This is a genomic window from Arthrobacter sp. B0316-5-4 (assembly GCF_059090325.1).
The window spans coordinates 926,964-945,366 of record NZ_JBNHFN010000001.1; the positions used below are offsets into that span (position 1 = coordinate 926,964).

The 18,403-nt window shown below is 62.3% G+C and carries 15 protein-coding genes and 1 tRNA gene; 8 read left to right on the forward strand and 8 right to left on the reverse strand.

From position 1 onward, the window contains the following. Positions 1 to 2: 2 nt before the first annotated feature. Positions 3 to 158, reverse strand: a complete 156-nt coding sequence (gene sp36, locus AC5RU9_RS04225; protein WP_011775990.1) for a Sp36 family protein — start codon at positions 156 to 158, stop codon at positions 3 to 5. On the opposite strand from sp36, the gene AC5RU9_RS04230 reads away from it, so the two are divergent. The 5 genes from AC5RU9_RS04230 (at position 157) to AC5RU9_RS04250 (ending at position 7,386) form a co-directional block, all read left to right on the forward strand. Then, the gene (locus tag AC5RU9_RS04230) at positions 157 to 2,478 is read left to right on the forward strand and encodes a transglycosylase domain-containing protein (protein ID WP_494015441.1); all 2,322 of its coding nucleotides are present in this window, start codon (positions 157 to 159) and stop codon (positions 2,476 to 2,478) included. The genes sp36 and AC5RU9_RS04230 overlap by 2 nt on opposite strands. A gap of 4 nt (positions 2,479 to 2,482) precedes the next feature. After that, the gene (locus AC5RU9_RS04235; RefSeq protein WP_494015442.1) at positions 2,483 to 3,430 is read left to right on the forward strand and encodes a metallophosphoesterase; all 948 of its coding nucleotides are present in this window, start codon (positions 2,483 to 2,485) and stop codon (positions 3,428 to 3,430) included. Between the two features lie 152 nt (positions 3,431 to 3,582). Further along, complete coding sequence (locus tag AC5RU9_RS04240) at positions 3,583 to 5,382, forward strand: ABC transporter ATP-binding protein (RefSeq protein ID WP_494015443.1); 1,800 nt, start codon at positions 3,583 to 3,585, stop codon at positions 5,380 to 5,382. Next, positions 5,379 to 7,211: an ABC transporter ATP-binding protein gene (locus AC5RU9_RS04245; RefSeq protein WP_494015444.1), complete on the forward strand. Its 1,833-nt coding sequence runs from the start codon at positions 5,379 to 5,381 to the stop codon at positions 7,209 to 7,211. The genes AC5RU9_RS04240 and AC5RU9_RS04245 overlap by 4 nt, the downstream gene beginning before the upstream one ends. A gap of 98 nt (positions 7,212 to 7,309) precedes the next feature. After that, positions 7,310 to 7,386: transfer RNA gene (locus tag AC5RU9_RS04250), tRNA-Pro, on the forward strand. Between the two features lie 115 nt (positions 7,387 to 7,501). Here the strand turns inward: AC5RU9_RS04250 and AC5RU9_RS04255 are convergent. Then, positions 7,502 to 7,726 carry a hypothetical protein gene (locus AC5RU9_RS04255; RefSeq protein ID WP_494015445.1) on the reverse strand — a complete coding sequence of 75 codons (225 nt, stop codon included), beginning with the start codon at positions 7,724 to 7,726 and terminating at the stop codon, positions 7,502 to 7,504. Between the two features lie 125 nt (positions 7,727 to 7,851). On the opposite strand from AC5RU9_RS04255, the gene AC5RU9_RS04260 reads away from it, so the two are divergent. After that, on the forward strand, positions 7,852 to 9,126 hold the full coding sequence (locus AC5RU9_RS04260) for a helix-turn-helix domain-containing protein (protein WP_211710499.1): 1,275 nt from the start codon (positions 7,852 to 7,854) through the stop codon (positions 9,124 to 9,126). A gap of 73 nt (positions 9,127 to 9,199) precedes the next feature. Here AC5RU9_RS04260 and AC5RU9_RS04265 read toward each other — a convergent pair whose 3' ends face one another. Further along, positions 9,200 to 10,138 (reverse strand): phosphoribosylaminoimidazolesuccinocarboxamide synthase, encoded by a 939-nt coding sequence (locus tag AC5RU9_RS04265; protein WP_494015446.1) that lies wholly within the window; start codon positions 10,136 to 10,138, stop codon positions 9,200 to 9,202. Between the two features lie 2 nt (positions 10,139 to 10,140). Then, positions 10,141 to 11,451 carry a phosphoribosylamine--glycine ligase gene (gene purD / locus AC5RU9_RS04270; protein WP_494015447.1) on the reverse strand — a complete coding sequence of 437 codons (1,311 nt, stop codon included), beginning with the start codon at positions 11,449 to 11,451 and terminating at the stop codon, positions 10,141 to 10,143. 80 nt (positions 11,452 to 11,531) lie between these two features. Between purD and AC5RU9_RS04275 the strand changes: the two genes are divergently transcribed. Next, positions 11,532 to 12,557: an asparaginase gene (locus AC5RU9_RS04275; RefSeq protein WP_494015448.1), complete on the forward strand. Its 1,026-nt coding sequence runs from the start codon at positions 11,532 to 11,534 to the stop codon at positions 12,555 to 12,557. Positions 12,558 to 12,570: 13 nt separating this feature from the next. After that, on the forward strand, positions 12,571 to 12,975 hold the full coding sequence (locus AC5RU9_RS04280) for a sterol carrier family protein (RefSeq protein ID WP_494015449.1): 405 nt from the start codon (positions 12,571 to 12,573) through the stop codon (positions 12,973 to 12,975). A gap of 46 nt (positions 12,976 to 13,021) precedes the next feature. Here AC5RU9_RS04280 and AC5RU9_RS04285 read toward each other — a convergent pair whose 3' ends face one another. The 4 genes from AC5RU9_RS04285 to AC5RU9_RS04300 form a co-directional block, all read right to left on the reverse strand. Further along, complete coding sequence (locus tag AC5RU9_RS04285) at positions 13,022 to 14,509, reverse strand: cation:dicarboxylate symporter family transporter (protein WP_494015450.1); 1,488 nt, start codon at positions 14,507 to 14,509, stop codon at positions 13,022 to 13,024. A gap of 264 nt (positions 14,510 to 14,773) precedes the next feature. Further along, positions 14,774 to 15,541, reverse strand: a complete 768-nt coding sequence (locus tag AC5RU9_RS04290) for an SDR family oxidoreductase (RefSeq protein WP_494015451.1) — start codon at positions 15,539 to 15,541, stop codon at positions 14,774 to 14,776. Between the two features lie 34 nt (positions 15,542 to 15,575). Next, positions 15,576 to 16,334 (reverse strand): aspartate/glutamate racemase family protein, encoded by a 759-nt coding sequence (locus tag AC5RU9_RS04295; protein WP_494015452.1) that lies wholly within the window; start codon positions 16,332 to 16,334, stop codon positions 15,576 to 15,578. A gap of 114 nt (positions 16,335 to 16,448) precedes the next feature. Beyond that, complete coding sequence (locus AC5RU9_RS04300; protein WP_494015453.1) at positions 16,449 to 18,011, reverse strand: NCS1 family nucleobase:cation symporter-1; 1,563 nt, start codon at positions 18,009 to 18,011, stop codon at positions 16,449 to 16,451. Positions 18,012 to 18,403: the final 392 nt, after the last annotated feature.

Genomic DNA, 18,403 nt, shown 5'->3' on the forward strand with positions numbered 1-18,403 from the left:
GGTTACTGCTTCTCCCTCTTCAGGTATGCAACAAGGCCTTTGCCATCGGGTCCACCGACGACCTGGACAAGCTCCCAGCCGTCCTCGCCCCACTGGTCCAGGATCTGCTTCGTGGCATGGATAATGAGCGGAATCGTGGCGTACTCCCATTTGGTCATGACAGAAAGCCTAGCCCTTGCCGGTAAAGTGGAAAACATGGTGACTCGCAAGAACCCACTATTCGACACTGCCACCACCCTCGGAAAGATTCTAGGTTTCCTTGGCGTGAGTGCGATTTGTGGCGTCCTGGTAGCGGGCCTTTTGGTCCCCGCCGCGGCCGTCTCAGGCAGTGCCGCGAGCGGTTCAATCCAGTTCTTTGACACTCTGCCGGCGGAACTCCAGGTGGATCCGCCCAGCCAGAACACGACGATCCTGGCGAAGGACGGTTCGCCGATCGCCTCGATCTACGCAGAGAACCGGACCAAGGTTCCGCTGGACCAGATGAGCCCGTATATCAAGGACGCTGTCATCGCTATCGAGGACAGCCGTTTTTACGAGCACGGCGGCATCGACACCACCGGCATCCTGCGAGCCATCGTCAGCACCGCGCGCGGCAACAAGCAGGGTGCGTCCACCATCACGCAGCAGTATGTGAACAACGTCATCAACGAGTCACTGGTGGCGTCAGGCAACGACTCCGACGTCAAGCTCAACGGTGTCAACAAAGGCGTAGGCGACAAGCTTCGCGAAATGAAGCTGGCCATCGCACTGGAGAAGAAGTTCTCCAAGGAACAAATCCTTGAGGGCTACCTCAACATCGTGTTCTTCAACCGCGACGCTTACGGCATCGAGGCTGCGGCAAAGTTCTTCTTCAGCACCTCGGCCAAGGACCTTACCCTCCCCCAGGCTGCACTGCTGGCAGGCTTGGTCAACAGCCCATCCGCTTTCGATCCGATCACCAACCCGGATAACGCCAAGGTCCGCCGTGACCTGGTACTCGCTGCGATGGTCAACCAGAACAAGATCACCAAGGTTGAATACGACGCAGCTGTCGCAACCCCGGTGACCACCAAGGTCACTCCGGCCCGCCAGGGTTGCGCTTACGCCACCATGGCCCCGTACTTCTGCGACTACGTGCTGCACCTGCTCTTCAACAACCCGGCCTATGGTGACACCCAGGAAGAGCGCATCAAGCGCGTCCAGCGCGGTGGCCTCACCATCAAGACAACCCTTGATCCCACGGCACAGGCAGTGGCCCAGCAGCAGGTTGACGCCACGGCAGGCGCCAACCCGGACAAGTGGGGCGCCTCCATCACCTCCGTCCAGCCGGGCACCGGCCAGATTGTCAGCATGGCCCAGAACACCGTGTGGCTGCCCCAAGAGGGAAAGTTTGATCAGACCCAGAACTTCAACGTTGATGTTTTGGACGCCAATGGCAACGACCTCAACGGCATCGGCGGCTTCCAGCCTGGTTCCACGATGAAGCCCTTCACGTTCGCCCAGTGGCTGAACGAAGGCAAATCGATGAACACCACCATCAACGCGTCCCGTCGGACCTACCCACAGAATTTCCCTTGGCGGAACACTTGTCCAACGCCGGTCAATGGTTTCTACGACAAGAGCGTTCCCGGCAGCTTCGATCTGCAGAACTCCGATGACGGCTACTACCGGAACATGACCGTCCTGTACGGCCTCATGAACTCCATCAACACGGCCACCTTCGCATCGGCGTCCCAGGTAGATCTCTGCGGCATCCAAGGCATCGTTGACGCTACCGGCATCCACGGTGGACTTCCTGCCCGCGATGAAAACGGCAAGATCACGGACCCGAACCCCAAGGTCACCATGACTACGCTGGCCAACCTGATCGGTTCTACCCAGACGGCTCCGCTGACCATGGCATCTGCGTTCGCTACGTTCGCCGCTGATGGCAAGTACTGCGAGCCGATCGCCATCACATCAGTGAAGGACCAATCGGGTGCTGATTTGCCTGCCCAGTCATCGAACTGCAAGGACGCCATCAAGCCCGAGGTTGCCCGCGGCGTGGCTTACGCCATGCAGGAAGTGCTGAATGCCGGATCCGGTTCGCTGATCCGCCCCGCCCTTTCTACCAGGAACAACTTCCCGGTGGCTGCCAAGACCGGTACCAACGACTCCAACGGTTCCACCTGGGTTGTCGGCTACACCACCGGCCTGGCGACGGCTTCCTGGTTCGGTGATCCGCTGGATAACCAGCTCCGTCCCGGCCGGAACATTACCGTCAACGGCAAGTTCTACCCATCCATCGACGGTTACATGATCGCCGGTCCGCAGTTCACCAACTACATGTTGTCGGTGGCTCCCGCCTACGGAACCAACCCATTCCAGGCCCCGCCTTCCAACCTTCTGGGTGGTGCACCGCCGCAGCGGAATACGACGCCGGCACCGACCACGCAAAACGCGCCTCCCGCTACAGATAACGGCAACAACGGCAACGGCAACGGTCCGGGCAAGGACTAACCAGGTGTCGTTCGGAGATTCACTGGCAAACCGCGTCCGCAGTGTCGGGCGCGGTTTCGCCGTCACCACAGCAATCGGTGCAACGGCAGGCGCGGCGGCCGCGGCTTACGGCTGGTGGGAGAAGGACCAATTCGAGGTTCGCCACGAGACCCTTCCCATCCTCCCCGAGGGCTTCGGCCCGATCAGGGTCCTGCATGTAAGCGACATCCACTTTGTCCCCGGCCAGGAGAAAAAGGCCGAATGGCTGACGTCCCTCGCCGAACTCAAGCCGGACCTTGTGGTGAACACGGGCGACAACTTGAGCCACGCCAAGGCGATCGATCCCCTGGTCCAGGCACTGAGGCCCTTGTTGGAGTTCCCTGGCGTCTTCGTCCCGGGATCCAACGACTATTACGCGCCGAGGATCAAGAACCCTGCCGGCTACTTCCGCGGTCCCTCCAAGCCGAAGAATGAGCCAAAAAAGCTGGATTGGCCCAGGCTCAGGTCCGCATTTGGCATGAGTGGCTGGATCGACCTCACCAACCGTGCACAGTCTGTTGTGTTGAATGGCCTGCGTTTCGATTTTTCCGGGGTCGACGATCCCCATTTGAAGCGCGAACGCTACGCGGGCTGGCCGCGCGGCACGGTCAACCAGGACGCCCGCCCGCACCTGAAGGTCGCCGTCGTCCATGCACCGTATCAGCGCGTGCTCGACCACTTCACCCAGGCCCAAGCCGACCTCATCATCGCCGGCCACACCCACGGCGGACAGATCTGCATCCCCGGCTACGGCGCTTTGGTCTCCAACTGCGACCTGCCAACCTGGCGCGCCAAGGGCCTCCACGACTGGGAAAGCAACGGATTCACGACGCCGGTGAACGTCTCGGGCGGCATCGGCACCTCACGCTTCTCACCGGTCCGCATTGCGTGCCGCCCGGAGGCGGTCCTGCTCACTCTCACGTCACGCAGCTAGAACCGCGGCGCCCATTACGATCCTCAATAACTGGGTCAAACATTTCACCGACGTTGCGTTGTCCTGTGAAACGAATCACGGCATGGCATAGGGTAGTTGCTACGGGAAACTACCTCCGCACCATCTGAAGATCCAGCTGTTGAGAAGCGGGCATGTCCAAGCAAACGTCTTTTTTCACCTCCGTCGGCCGCCTGTATCCCCATGTGCGGCCCATCATCCCCCGACTACTTATGGGCCTCATGTGCGCCCTGCTCGCCAGCATTGTCGCGTTGACCATCCCGCAAGTGTTGCGGGTGCTTGTCAATAACTCCCTGCAGCCCGGCGGTTCCACGGATGCAGTCTGGATTGCCGCCGTCGTGATCCTTGGCTTGGGTATTGCCGAAGCCGGGCTGGTGGCGCTGCGCCGCCAGTTCGTCATCAACCCGGCCACCACCGTTGAGACCAGGATGCGCGTGACCCTGTACGGCCACCTCCAGGAGCTCACGGTCGCATTCCACGATCGCTGGGGTTCGGGCCAGCTCCTTTCGCGGGCCATGACGGATCTCAGCTTCCTTCGCCGTTGGATGGCGTTCGGCGCGATCATGCTGGTGGTCACGACGCTGACGGTGATTATCGGCGTCGGCGTCATGTTCTCGATGAGCTGGCAGCTCGCACTGATCTTCCTCGCCGCTGCTGTGCCGATCATGATCAATTCCTTCCGTTTCCGCCGCCGCTTCAGCCTGGTGACACGCCTCAGCCAGGACCAGGCAGGCGACCTCGCCACCACAGTGGAGGAATCCGTCCACGGCATCCGAGTGCTTAAAGCGTTCGGCCGCAGCCGGGAAGCGCTGGAGAACTTCAACGGCCAAGCCGAGGAACTGCGCCAGACCGAGATCGCAAAGGCCAAGCAACAAGCGGGCTTCACGCTGGTGGTTACGTTGCTGCCGGAGCTGGCGCTGGGCGTAGGTCTGGTAGTCGGCGTCATGCTGGCCGCCAGCGGACAGCTGAGCATCGGCTCACTGGTTGCGTTCTTCGCAACCGCCGCTGTGGTGGCAACGCCGGTTGAATTCTCCGGCATGCTGCTGGCCATGGCCCTGACGGCCAAGACTGCGCTGGACCGGCATTTCGAAGTCATGGATACCGAGAACACCATCACTTCCCCGGACAAAGCTGTGGTGCCGGAAGCCGTCAAAGGCGCCTTGCGTTTTGAGCATGCGGGTTTCGGGTTCGACGACGGCGGCACCCTCCTGCACGACGTCACCCTTGATATCCACCCGGGTGAGACTATGGCCCTGGTGGGCATCACAGGCAGCGGAAAGAGTGCACTGCTCCAGCTGGTCCCCCGCCTGTACGACGTGACCGAGGGTGCGGTGACCATCGACGGGGTGGACGTGCGTGATTACGACATTGACGAGCTCCGACGGATCGTTGCGGTCGCGTTCGAGGACACTACCTTGTTCTCCAGCTCGGTGCGCGACAACGTCCTCCTTGGCGCTCCGGATCCCAGTGATGCCGCACTGGACGAAGCCCTGGACGTTGCCCAAGCACAGTTCGCGTACTCGTTGCCGGACGGTGTGGACACGCTGATCGGAGAGGAAGGGCTCAGCCTGTCAGGCGGCCAGCGCCAGCGCATTGCCTTGGCCCGTGCCATCGCCGCCAAGCCCAAAGTATTGGTCTTGGACGACCCCCTGTCCGCGCTGGACGTGAACACCGAGGAACGCGTTGAGGCCCGGCTGCGGGAGGTCCTTCGCGACACCACAACGTTGATCGTGGCGCACCGGCCTTCCACTGTGGCCCTGGCTGACCGGGTCGCGTTGCTCGAAAACGGAACCATCACCGCCGTCGGAACCCATACGGAACTGCTGGCCGCGAACGACCATTACCGTTACGTCATCGCCAGCCTGGACGCTGGCCCCAAGGACCTGGACACCGAGCTGGATGAGCTCGAAGAGGCTGAGGAGGCCCGCCGGTGAGTGCCACAACCTTTGGAACCGCCAACGAGGACAACACGCACCTCACCAAAGCAGACAGCAAAGCCGTACGACGCCGGTCCCTCACCTTGCTTGCCTCGCTCATCCGCCCCGTACGGTTGCGTTTCTGGATGACGATCGTGATGGTGGTGGTCTCGCAACTCACCCGCGTGGCAGGGCCAGCACTGATCGCTTTCGGAATCGACCGCGCGCTCCCTGCACTGCAAGCCGGCGATAACGGTCCGCTGGTTCTGGCCGGTTCGTTGTATCTTGCCGCGGCTATTGCGACGGCCGGGATGACGGCACTGTATGTCACGTCGACGGCACGACTGAGCCAGGCGATGCTGCTCGATCTTCGGCTTCGAGTGTTCCGGCACACCCAACGGTTGAGTTTGGAATTCCACGAGAAATACACCTCGGGCCGCATCATCGCCCGGCAGACCTCCGACCTGGAGGCACTGCGGGAACTGTTGGATTCCGGTGTCAGCTCCCTCGCCTCGGGCATGCTGTTCATGGTCTTCACGGCTGTCACCGTCTTTGCCTTGGACTGGCGCAGTGGCCTGATCATGCTCGCGGCCGGCGTCCCCATGTTCTTCCTGGCGCGCTGGTACCAGAAGCACTCACAGATAGCTTTCCGGGAATCACGAGTGGTTTCAGCACGGCTGATCGTGCATTTCGTGGAAACCATGACCGGCATCCGTGCCGTAAAGGCCTTCCGCAAGGAGCGCGAGAATGCCGCCGAATACGGACAATTGGCTGAGGATTACCGTAAGAACACTGTCCGGTCCATCAACCTCAACGGCATTTTCCAACCCGGCCTGGTATTGATCGGCAACGTCTGCGTCGCCGTCGTACTGCTCTTTGGTGGCTTCCGGGTGCTGAGTGGTGACCTCGCCGTCGGTGTTCTGTTGGCCTTGATCCTGTCCACCAAGCGCTTCTTCCAGCCTGTGGACCAGATGGCCATGTTCTACAACTCGTTCCAGAGTGCCCAAGCAGCCCTGGAGAAGGTATCCGGCTTGCTGGAGGAAGTTCCAACCGTCCGGCCGCCGAAGAACCCCGTGCCATTGAAAAGTCCGCGCGGCGAGATCGATTTCAACGAGGTGGAATTCGGCTACAACGACGGCAGCATTGTTGTCCCCAGGCTGGACCTGCATATCCCCGCCGGTCAGACTGTTGCGCTGGTGGGCCAGACAGGTGCCGGGAAATCCACTTTGGCCAAGCTGGTGGCGCGCTTCTATGACGTCACGTCGGGCGCGATCACCCTGGACGGTGTCGATCTGCGGGACCTCGCCACCACTGATCTGCGCCGTGCAGTGGTGATGGTCACCCAGGAGGCCTTCCTGTTCAGTGGATCGGTGGCCGACAACATCGCCTTGGGCCGCCCGGAAGCATCGCGTTCGGAGATCGAAGCCGCGGCCGCAGCGGTGGGGGCCCACGAGTTCATCATGAGCCTCCCCGAAGGCTACAACACCGACGTCAACAAGCGTGGTGGACGCGTGTCCTCAGGGCAACGCCAACTCATTGGCTTCGCCCGCGCCTTTCTGGCTGCACCCGCCGTGCTGATCCTGGATGAGGCTACGTCGTCGCTCGATATTCCCTCGGAACGCATGGTCCAGCAAGGGCTGTCCAACTTGTTGGAGGGAGTGGCCGGTGGCAGAGGAGCCCGTACAGCCATCATCATCGCCCACCGCCTATCCACCGTGGAAACAGCGGACCGGGTCCTGGTGGTGCACGACGGCCGCATTGTGGAAGACGGAACCCCCGCCGAACTGATCAGCGGCGGTGGCCGGTTCGCCCAACTGCACGGGGCTTGGCGGGACTCGCTGGTGTAGTCCTCCTCGCATGGATGCTGTGAGGAGCGACACCCGGTCCTCGATTTCGCATCACGGGGCTATTCAGCTATCCTTGAACAGTTGCTTTCGCAGCGGATCGGGATGTAGCGCAGCTTGGTAGCGCGCTTCGTTCGGGACGAAGAGGTCGCAGGTTCAAATCCTGTCATCCCGACCAAACACGAAAATGGCGTCGAGAAATCGGCGCCATTTTTGTTTGCCCAAATGACGGCAAAAAGAAACCCCCGGGGCCTCGCTCGTCACGCCCCGGGGGTTTCTTCACTACAATGGATTTACATAGGATCCGGCCAGTTGCCAATGGACATCGGCGTGTACGTGGTGTCCGCTGACTTGGTCGGCGCCGCCACGCGCATGGGATCGGGCCAGTTGCCGATAGCACTTACCGTGCTGGAGTCTCCTGCCGAAGCAGCGGAGACGACTGCGGGAGCCGCGACTGCCAGCGACAGCGCGCCTGCCAAAGCCGCTGAAGCCGCTGAAGCGATGATTTTCTTGAACATGGTATTTCCCCAATGCGAGTCGGATTCGTTACGGAAATTGCGTGGTCCCTGTTGACATACATTGTAAAATGTTTTCCACAGAGACTGTCAAGGTTTTGGTCAAAAGACACCTGTAGGAGGAACCCGTGGGAAACGGATTCGGCGAGAAGCTACGTGCCGAACGGCTCGAACGTGGGTTAACGCAGGCAGAGCTGGGCAAAAACCTGTATTCGCCTAGCTACATTTCGCTACTGGAGACGGGACGCCGGGAACCCACTGCCGAGGTCATCGAAGAGCTGGCACGGCGCCTGGAACTTGCCCCGAAGGCTTTGGAAGCGTGGAGCCAACCGGTTTCCGTCAGCGACGCCGAGTATGTCCTCGCCGGCCTTTATGCCCGGCAGGCGTGGGACCTTCGCGACTACCAACTCGCAGCCAGCCACGCCGCCACCGCAGCGCAGATCGCCCTTGAGGCCAAGAACAACAGCGCCTGGTGGAACATGACATACATGCAGGCCGAGTGTGTCATGAAGCAAGGCCAACTCAAGGAATGCCAGCAGATTGTTGAGCATCTCCTGGAACACCCCATGGCCACCGAATCCGCAGGCTTGGGAGTGCGCGCCTGGCAGATGCTTGCCGCCGTGTGTCACGGACAAGGTCAGCTGGCCACCGCCGTCGAGCATGCAAAGCAAGCAGTCAAGCTGTGTGAGCAGCTGCCCAAGGGCTCGACGCTGATCATCGGTGCGCACCGCGCACTGATCGGCGCCCTCGCGGAGAGCGGCAAGCTGGATGAGGCATGGACCTACTGCCTGGCCATGATTGAGCACATGGACGAGCACTCCATGTCACAACTGGCTGGCGAGGTCGCGTGGGTTGTGGGCAACGTAGCGTTCATGCGCCACGACTATGTGGAAGGCATCAAGCACCACGAGCGAGCCGCCAAGCTGCTCTCCCCCGCCAACGACATCGAGCTGTGGGCCCGGTTCAACAAGGCCTCCGCCGCGGTCCGGCTGTCCTCCGGGATCGTGGAACCTGAAACACTGTCCGCTATTGAGCGCGCGGAACTGGCCCTGTCCATCGTGGGCGGCAACAAGACGGATCAGCTGGAGGTCGCGTTCATCCGGGCCCGGTGGCTTTACCTGACGGGCGACATTCTCGCGGCAGTCGAGAAGCTCCGTGAAATATACGCCGACCGCAAGGTCCTGGCCCGGCACACCGCAGGCGAGGTCTCGCTGCTGCTGGGCAAGTCCCTGAAAGCCGCAGGCGAAACCACCGAGGCGCTGCATTACCTGGAAGAGGCCCAGCACGACTTCAGTGCTGCCGGAGCCTCGGACCGGGTCCAGCAGGCCATGGACGCGGTGCTGGAAATCCGGCTTGCCGAGCGTCGCGCCGCTGCAACACACCCGGAACACTCCCAGGCCTGATTAACCAAGTAAGTCGCAGTTAAGCGCGTTTTGAGGGGTCAAAACGCGCTTAACTGCGACTCAGTTGGGTGCTCTAGGCGAAGGTGCGGCCCGTGAGCTTCTCGTAGGCCTCGACGTAGCGTGCGCGCGTGCGCTCAACCACTTCGGCAGGCAACGCCGGCGGTGGCGTGTCTGAGGACTTATCCCACCCTGACTCCGCCGAGGTCAACCAGTCGCGGACGTACTGCTTGTCGTACGAAGGCTGGGACTGGCCCGGCGTGTACGTGGACGCATCCCAGAAACGTGAGGAGTCCGGGGTGAGGACCTCGTCACCCAACGTGATCACGCCGGTAGCCGCGTCGATCCCGAACTCCACCTTGGTATCGGCCAGGATGATGCCGCGTCCGCGGGCGATCTCCTCGGCGCGGGTGTAGATCTTCAACGTGAGCTCACTCAGGCGGGCGGCAATGTCGTCACCCACCATGGCTACGACGTCGTCATAGGTGATGTTCTCGTCGTGCTCGCCAACCTCGGCCTTGGCCGACGGAGTGAAAAGCGCCTTCTCCAACCGCGAACCGTCAACGAGGCCCTCCGGCAGCGGAATCTCGCACACCGTCCCGGATTCCTTGTACTCAGCCAGACCGGAGCCGGTGAGGTAGCCGCGCGCGATGCACTCCACCGGGAACATGTCCAGCTTCTTGCAGATCATGGCACGGCCTTCAACCTCGGCCGGGACGCCGCCCTCAACTGTGGAAGCGAGGACGTGGTGCTCAACGTCCAACTGGTCGAACCACCACAGGCTCAGCTGCGTCAGGACACGACCCTTGTCCGGGATCTCGCTGCTCAGGACATGGTCGTAGGCGCTGATACGGTCGCTGGCGACCACCAGGACGCATTCCTGGCCCACCTTTTCCGTGATGGACTCATCGGCCGGGACGTAGAGGTCACGGACCTTGCCGGAGTAGACGTGCGTCCAACCAGGAAGCTGCGGGGCCTCGGTTTCCAGGCCGCCTGTGGGAAGGGAATCAGTCATGGTCAGGCCTTCACTTTCGGGATGGTTCCAGTGCCCGTGTAGGGCACCCGGATTTCGCCGCGGGCGGCCTTGCCTCCGATGTCCGTCCGGAACTGCGAGCCTTCAAGCTGAACCAGCTCCACGCCGTCGTACGCTTTTTCGCGGGCTTCCACCAGGTCGGAACCGAGCGCCACAACGGCGAGGACGCGGCCGCCGGCGGAAACCACCTTGCCTTCGTCATCCAGCTTGGTACCGGCGTGGACCACGTGGACGCCGTCCAACTCGTCAACCTTCTTCAGACCTCGGATCCGGTCGCCGGTGCGGGGCGCGTCCGGGTAGTTCTCGGCAGCAACGACGACGGCGACTGCCGTGTCCTTGGACCAGCGCAACTCTTCTGCGGTGTCCAGTTCGCCCTTGGCAGCTGCCAGCAGCAGCGCACCGAGCGGGGTCTTGAGGCGGGCCAGGACTGCCTGGGTTTCCGGGTCGCCGAAGCGGACGTTGAATTCGATGACGCGGGTGCCGCGGGAAGTCAGGGCAAGGCCGCAGTACAACACGCCGACGAAGGGCGTGCCGCGGCGGGCCATCTCGTCCACGGTGGGCTGGGCCACGCGGTCGATGACTTCCTGGACCAGGCCCTCGGGGGCCCACTCAAGCGGGGTGTACGCGCCCATGCCGCCGGTGTTGGGGCCTTCGTCGTTGTCGAAGATGCGCTTGAAGTCCTGCGCCGGGGACAACGGAACTGTGGTGCGGCCGTCGCACAGGACGAAGAGGGAAACTTCGGGGCCGTCAAGGAATTCCTCGATGACCACAGTTCCACCGGCGTCGAAGCACGCCTGGGCGTGCGCAAGGGCCTCAGCGCGGTCCTTGGTCACCACAACACCCTTGCCGGCAGCCAGTCCGTCGTCCTTAACAACGTGCGGAGCGCCGAAGGTGTCCAGCGCGTCCGCAGCTTCCTCCGCGTTGGTGGCAACCCGGGCCATGGCCGTGGGGACGTTGGCTTCGGCCATGATCTGCTTGGCGAATGCCTTGGAAGCCTCGAGCTGGGCTGCTTCCTTGCTGGGACCGAAGACCGGAATCCCGGCCTCACGGACGGCGTCGGACACACCAGCAGCCAGCGGCGCCTCGGGTCCTACGACCACCAGGTCCACGCCCAGCTTGGTGGCGAGGGCAGACACGGCTTCCGGGTTGTTCCCGTCAATCGCGTGGGTGGGAACGAGTTTGCTGATGCCCGCGTTGCCCGGGGCCGCGTGGACCTCGGAGACGTTGGGATCTTCAAGCAGAGAGCGGACAATGGCGTGTTCGCGGCCGCCTGGGCCAATGACGAGTACCTTCACGGCTTCAAGGGTACTTTGTGAAGGGCGCGCGGCCTAAGCTGTGTCACTTCCCGGACCCCGCCGCGCCATAGACTTGCATCATGCCCATGAGTTCGCATGAAACGTTCAACGTTGAGTCAGCCGTCGAACTGGCAGTGATCGAACGCAGTGGCTTTATCGAGTCCCGGCACGTAGGCGCTGCAGTCGTTCTTGCCGGTGACGGGTCCGTAGTCACCCGGCTTGGTGACATCGACGCCCCGGTTCTGGCCCGCTCCACCCTCAAGCCCTTCCAAGCACTGGCTTCCATGCAGTCCGGCGTTCCCCTCCGCGGCGCCCAGGTTGCCATCGCCTGCGGAAGCCACACCGGTTCCCTGGACCACATGGACGTCGTGGAAGGGATGCTCAAAGCAGCAGGCGTGAAAGAGGAAAACCTCCAGTGCCCTGCCGCCTGGCCTCAGGACGAAACAGCCCGCAACTGGCTGGTCCGCTCCGAACGCGGGCAATCCCGGCTGGCCTTCAATTGCTCCGGCAAGCACGCAGCCTTCCTGTGGGCATGCACCGAGAACGGCTGGGACCTGCGCAGCTACCTCGAACCGAACCACCCGCTACAGCAGCGCGTCCGTTCCGTCATTGAGGAATACAGTGGCGAAACGATCTCCCACCTGGGCATCGACGGTTGCGGGGCCCCCGTCGCGGCCCTTTCCCTGACCGGTCTGGCCCGGGCCTACTCGCGTCTGGCCAAGTCCCCCAGCGATTCCTCGTCCAACGCACGCGCGGCCACCATCGCCACGTCCATGCTCGACTACCCGTGGGCGGTCCAGGGCCAAGGCGAGTCGAACACCATTGTCATGGAAGAACTTGAGGTCCTGGCCAAGATCGGCGCCGAGGGCGTCCTGGTCCTCGCAACGTCCACCGGTGCCACCGTGGCCGTCAAGATGCTGGACGGTAACCTCCGCGCCACATCCTTGGTAGGCCTGACCCTGCTGGCAGTGAGCGGAGCCGTGGACATTCCGGCGGTATCCAACGTTCTGGAACGCGTGGTGGAACCCGTACTCGGCGGCGGTCGTGCGGTAGGCAGGATCCGCCTTGGGCACGCCGTCTCTGCCTTGCTCGACCAGTCGGCCTGAGAGGGAAGAACGAATGGCTGTTGCACGACGCCGTGTCGATATCTCGGAGGGCCGCGCTGCGCTGGCAGCCTGGCAAACCGCCGTCGAACGTTCCGAAACTGCCGGCGAGGCAGGCACTGAGGCCGCCGCACCGCCGTCGCGCGCCTTAATCGCGACGGCGGTGCGCTACTCCCTGGAGGAGGTCACCGCCCGGGCGCCCGGCAATTCGGTGGAAGTCCGGGTACCGCCGTTCGGCGTCACCCAGTGCGTCGAGGGGCCCCGCCACACGCGCGGCACTCCCCCCAACGTGATTGAGTGCGACGCCGCCACCTGGCTTGCGCTGGTGACCGGCAGGATCTCGTGGGGAGAAGCGGTGTCGTCACACAAAGTGACAGCCTCCGGTTTGAGGGCCAACCTCTCCGAACTACTCCCGCTTTAAGCAGATGATGCCCTCCGGAGCTATCCGGAGGGCATCATCACTTAAGTCAGTCGGGGCAGATCGGGTCCTGTGACTTGCCCGGCTTGCTCATCTCGAACTGGGGGATCTCATCGGAGGTCGGGCCGCCGCGGAATTTCGGCGACGGGTTCTGGCCGCTGCTGATGCGCTCCAGTTCCTGCTGCTCAAAGACGTCTTCCTTGCCGAGCATGATGGCGGTGTCCTCATTGGTGATCTCACCATTGAAGGCGCGGACCATGACGCTGCGGTCGAACTGGCCTTCCCACTTGGCGACGACGAACGTTGCCACGCAGTTGCCGAGCAGGTTCACCACGACTCGCATGGAATCCATGAGGCGGTCGGCTCCAAGGAGGAGCGCCACACCGGCAACCGGGAAGATGCCCAGGGCTGCGGCCGTGGCAGAGAGCGCCAGGAAGGACGATCCCGGTACACCGGCCATTCCCTTGGAGGTCAGGAGCAGTACGCCAAGGGCGGCCAACTGCTGACCCAGGTCCAGGTGGTGGCCGAAGGCCTGCGCCAGGAACAGCAGCGAGATCGAAAGGTAAATCGCTGCGCCGTCCAGGTTGAAGGAGTAACCGGTGGGAACCACCAGGCCGGTGGTTGCCCGTGAGCAGCCGGCGTTGGTGAGCTTGGTCATGATGCGCGGCATGACCGCTTCCGTTGAGGCTGTACCAAGCGCCAGAAGGAATTCTTCGCGGGTGTACTTGAGGAATTGCCACAACGGAACCCGCGCGAAGCCCCACGCCACCAGGAACAGCAAGCCAATGAAGATGATCGCCGCTCCGTAGCAGGAGGCGATCAACAGGGCGTAGGTCCCAAGCGTCCCCACACCGTACTGGCCGATGATGAAGGCCATGGCACCAAAGGCACCGATCGGGGCCACCCTCATGATCCAGGACATGATCTTGAAGATCAGCTCGAGGACCGTCTCCATGAGGCTGATGACCGGCAAGCAACGTTCCCGGCCGATGACAACGATTGCCGCGCCGAAGAAGACGGAGAAGAACAGGACCTGGAGCAGGCTGTTGCTGGCGAAGGCACCGATCACGCTTGAAGGAATGACATCCAGGATGAAGGCGGCCGCGTCCTTGGGGACTGCGTGGCCGGTCTTGGCGTCGAGCGCCTCCTGGGAAAGCGTCGAGGGATCGATATTCAGTCCTGCACCGGGCTGGACAATGTTTCCTACGATAAGCCCGAAAACGAGGGCGAAAAGCGTGGCGCCGGTGAAGTACAGGAGCGCCTTGACCCCGACCCTTCCGACCGCCTTGACGTCGCCCACTGCCGAGATGCCCGTGACGATCACGAGGAAAATCAGCGGGGCGATGATCATTTTGATGAGTTGAATGAATCCATCACCCAGTGGCCGGAGGGCGGACCCGATATTCGGCCAAAAATGACCGATGAGCACACCTGCGACGACGGCGATCAGGATTTGAAAAAAGAGCGACTGGTACAGCCGCTTTTTCTTCTGCGGGGCCGAACTCGCCTTCAGCGCCGCGGGGTCTGGGATCTTCATTGATCTGAACCAATCAGTTTGGGAACAGCCCCTCGTTTTGGGGGGATGTTTTCAATGTAAGCCGGGTCACATGATTCCGCAAGGGGAAATTGAGTTTCCATATTATGGAAGTCACAATCGGCTTTTTGGGGTGGAGTGTGTGCCGCTGCCACCTCCTTTGACGCGCAAAACCCCCGACACGCCCCTTGCAAGGCGTGTCGCGGGCTCGTGGAGATCAAAGTGGGTGGTGGCGGCGCGGGGCCCTCCGCCGAGGGGATGCAGAAGCTAGCCGCGGCCCACGAACGGCATGCCGGCTGCGGTGACCACCAATGATCCGACACTGGCCGACGCCGGCATGTTGGCCATCATCAGCACGGCACGGGCTGCGTCGTCCACGGGGAACATCGGCTCCACCTTGCGGCTACCGTCGGCCTGCAGGGCACCTGATCCAACACCAATCGTGTCCATGATTTCCGTGCGCGTGTTGCCGATGTCGATCTGGCCGCACGTGATCCCGAACTCCCGGCCGTCCAGCTCGATGCTCTTAGTGAGGCCAGTCATCGCATGCTTGGTGACCGTGTACGCCACGGACCTGGGCCTGGGTGAATGCGCCGAAATGGAACCATTGTTGATGATCCGCCCGCCCTGGGGCTCCTGGGCTTTCATGGCCCGCACCGCTTCAGCCGCGCACAGCATGGAACCGGTGACATTGACCCGCAGGGTTGCTTCCCATTCGTCCACGCCGATCTCGCCGACATCGCCGGCCGGGCCGAAAATCCCCGCGTTGTTGAACAGCACATCAACCCGGCCCCAGCGCTGGCGAACCGCCGCGAAAAGGCGAGCGACGTCGTCGGGCACTGTCACGTCGCACGGAACCGCAAGCGCCTCCGGATGGTCCCCCGCAGTCTCGATCAACTGAGCCTCACGACGGCCGGCCAACGCCACGCGGTAACCCTCCGCGAGCATCAGCCGAGCGACGGCCCGCCCTATGCCGGAACCGGCGCCGGTGACGACGGCGACCCTCGGGTGGGCGGGCAGGCTGGACTCAGTCATGTGGTTGCCTTTCGGGAAATGCTCTTGGGCAGCGTCAGCGTGCGGCTTCGGGCTGGTCTGTGGAATGCCGGGCTGCGGTTATCGGCCAGCCTATGACAGTCTTCGGGCGCGGCGTGGCGTAGGTTCGCACCTTGGACGTGGTCAGGCCAAGGCGGACCAGTGACTCGGCGATGGTGACGGCCGAGGCTACGCCATCCACCACGGGAACGCCGGTCCGCTGACGGATCTGCTCATCCAATCCCGCCATACCGCCGCAGCCAAGGACAATGACCTCGGCCTTGTCATTCCGGACGGCCTCTTCGGCCTGGCCAACGATCGCTTCGACAGCCCGCTCGGGGTACTCCTCGAGTTCCAGCACCGCCATGCCGCTGGCCCGGACGGAAGCGCAACGCGCATCCAGCCCTGCAAGTTTGAGACGGTCCTCAATCAGTGGCACGGCGCGGTCAAGGGTAGTGACCACCGAATACTTATGGCCCAGGAACATTGCCGTGCTTGCTGCCGCTTCGGTGATGTCGACAACCGGCACATCCAGGAGTTCCTGGAGGCCTTCGCGGCCGTGTTCGCCGTAGCCTGCCTGGATGACGGCGTCGAACGGCTCCGGATAGTTGACTACGGCGTCCATGACCGCAATCGCGGCGAGGTAGCTTTCGAAGTTCCCTTCGCAGGAGTCGGCGCCGAAGCGGGGCGTGATGCCGATGATCTCGGTGCCCGGAGCAGCCGCTGCCCGCGCCTGGGCGGCGATGGAGTCAGTCATGGACTGGGTGGTGTTGACGTTTGCGACAAGGATGCGCATGGAAATCCTTTCAACGGCGACGCCCACCCCCGGGGCAACTGGACCGGAGTCCGGTTGCCAACGAGGATGGGCCTGGCCTTGGTGCTGGGTTGCTGGAGGGTACTGGCGACTTTGCTAGTGGGTGCTGGCGACGGCGATCGGCTCGCCGGACACGTCGTCGTGAAGTTGCTTCTTGTCAGCAACGGCGAAGAACGTCAGGGCGGCAACACCTGCTCCGATGAACCACGCGAACGGTGCTGCTGGTGCCAACGCCGGGATGAACGCGATGGCAATGGCGATAGCGGCAGCTGGGATCAGGGCGATGATGGCCCTGGGATTCACGCCGCGCTTGTAGAAGTAGGCACCCTTGGGATCATCGGTGTACAGCTCGGGGACGTTGACCTTGCCCCGGCGGACCAGCCAGTAGTCGGCCATGATCACTCCGAACAGCGGGCCGAGCAAGGCGCCAAGTCCGCCCAGGAAGTAGACGATGACAATGGGGTTGTTGTAAAGGTTCCACGGCAGGATGACCAAGCCGATGGTGCCGCTGACCCAGGCGGCCTTCCGGAAGTTCAGGTGCCGCGGGAAGAGGTTAGTCAGGGCATACACCGGCGCCACGAAGTTTGCCATCAGGTTCACAGCCACGGTCAGGATCAGCAGCGCCAGGCATGCCAGCACCAGCAGGAGCGTGTTCGGGATGCTCTGGACAATATCGGACGGGCTTTCGATGACCGTGCCGTTGATCTTGTACTGCCCGCCGGCCATGACCACGACAATGGCGCCGAAGACCAGCATGTTGATGGGGATGCCCCAGAAGTTTCCCTTGACGATCGACTTCCTGGTGGTGGACGAGCGGGTGAAGTCGCAGAAGTTCAGCACGAAGGTGCCGTAAATGGAAACCCACAGGGCTCCGCCTGCGAAGATGGTCAACCACATCTCGCCACCTTCAAGGCCCTTGATCCCGGACCACTGGATGGCGCCGCCGGCTTCGACGAAGACCCACACAGCGATGGCAGCCATGGTGACCAGGATGACCGGACCCGCGAACGCCTCGTACTTACGGATCATTTCCATACCGAAACTGACGATGACAAGCTGGACGATCCACAGGGCCACGAAGGACAGCCAGCCCAAGGTGGAAAGTCCCAGAATGGAGTTGCTGTCCAGATCCTTCAGGCCAGGCGCCATGGCAACGAGCATGACGCGCAGGACGACGGATGCCAGGTACGTCTGGATTCCGAACCACGCCACGGCAACGGCGCCGCGGATCAGGCTGGCAATCTGCGCACCGCGGATGCCGAAACTGATGCGACTCATCACGGGGAAGGGGACGCCGGTCTTCTGGCCCATGAACCCGGAGAAGTTCAGGAGGGCGAAGAGGAGGACCGCACCAATCCCGAGGGCCACCAGAATCTGCCACCCGCCCAATCCGAGCGAGAAAAGACCAATGGCGAAAGCATAGTTACCCAGGCTGTGGACGTCGTTGGCCCAGAGGGTGAAGATGCTGTAGCTGGTCCACTTTCGACCTTTGGCCTTGGTGGGGGCCAGGTCGATGTTGTAAAGACTTGGGCTGATGGTACGGCCTGATGCTTCGGACGCAATTTCACAGAGTTCTGTGTTGCCTACTGCACGGTGGTTGGGGCCACCCTGCGGTTCGTCCGGAGTCTCAGTGACGCCGACTGATGAAGTCGTCTGCATCGTGGATCTCCACTTCGTACTGCTTCCGCATTGCGGAAACTAGTTATTGAATAGTGAAAGCACTCTATGACGCAGGTCACTCGCGGTCAAGGTGCTCCCGGTGTATGCAGGGTCACATTTGGTTGCCTGGTGGCAGGATTGCCAGTTGACTGTTGCGGACAGGCGATCCGTGTTGACGCTGCCCATCGGCAGACGTAATCTCGAATTGCAGAATTTTATTCTCACAATACGAAATTCCTTGAGCGCCCCCACAGAGCAAGCGCCCAGACATTCAATGAAGAGAGGTTGGACGTGGCTGTAGGAGAAGAGACCTCACACATCCTCAGCGGGTTGACTGCCCAGCTGCCTGATCGTGATCCGGAAGAGACTGCGGAGTGGATTGAGTCCCTTGA

Coding starts and splice junctions, on each gene's coding strand:
- AC5RU9_RS04230 (WP_494015441.1), top strand. CDS start 157: ATGACAGAAAGCCTAGCCCTTGCCGGTAAAGTGGAAAACATGGTGACT.
- sp36 (WP_011775990.1), bottom strand. CDS start 158: ATGACCAAATGGGAGTACGCCACGATTCCGCTCATTATCCATGCCACG.
- AC5RU9_RS04240 (WP_494015443.1), top strand. CDS start 3,583: ATGTCCAAGCAAACGTCTTTTTTCACCTCCGTCGGCCGCCTGTATCCC.
- AC5RU9_RS04255 (WP_494015445.1), bottom strand. CDS start 7,726: ATGTTCAAGAAAATCATCGCTTCAGCGGCTTCAGCGGCTTTGGCAGGC.
- AC5RU9_RS04265 (WP_494015446.1), bottom strand. CDS start 10,138: ATGACTGATTCCCTTCCCACAGGCGGCCTGGAAACCGAGGCCCCGCAG.
- AC5RU9_RS04275 (WP_494015448.1), top strand. CDS start 11,532: ATGCCCATGAGTTCGCATGAAACGTTCAACGTTGAGTCAGCCGTCGAA.
- AC5RU9_RS04280 (WP_494015449.1), top strand. CDS start 12,571: ATGGCTGTTGCACGACGCCGTGTCGATATCTCGGAGGGCCGCGCTGCG.
- AC5RU9_RS04285 (WP_494015450.1), bottom strand. CDS start 14,509: ATGAAGATCCCAGACCCCGCGGCGCTGAAGGCGAGTTCGGCCCCGCAG.
- AC5RU9_RS04290 (WP_494015451.1), bottom strand. CDS start 15,541: ATGACTGAGTCCAGCCTGCCCGCCCACCCGAGGGTCGCCGTCGTCACC.
- AC5RU9_RS04295 (WP_494015452.1), bottom strand. CDS start 16,334: ATGCGCATCCTTGTCGCAAACGTCAACACCACCCAGTCCATGACTGAC.
- AC5RU9_RS04300 (WP_494015453.1), bottom strand. CDS start 18,011: ATGCAGACGACTTCATCAGTCGGCGTCACTGAGACTCCGGACGAACCG.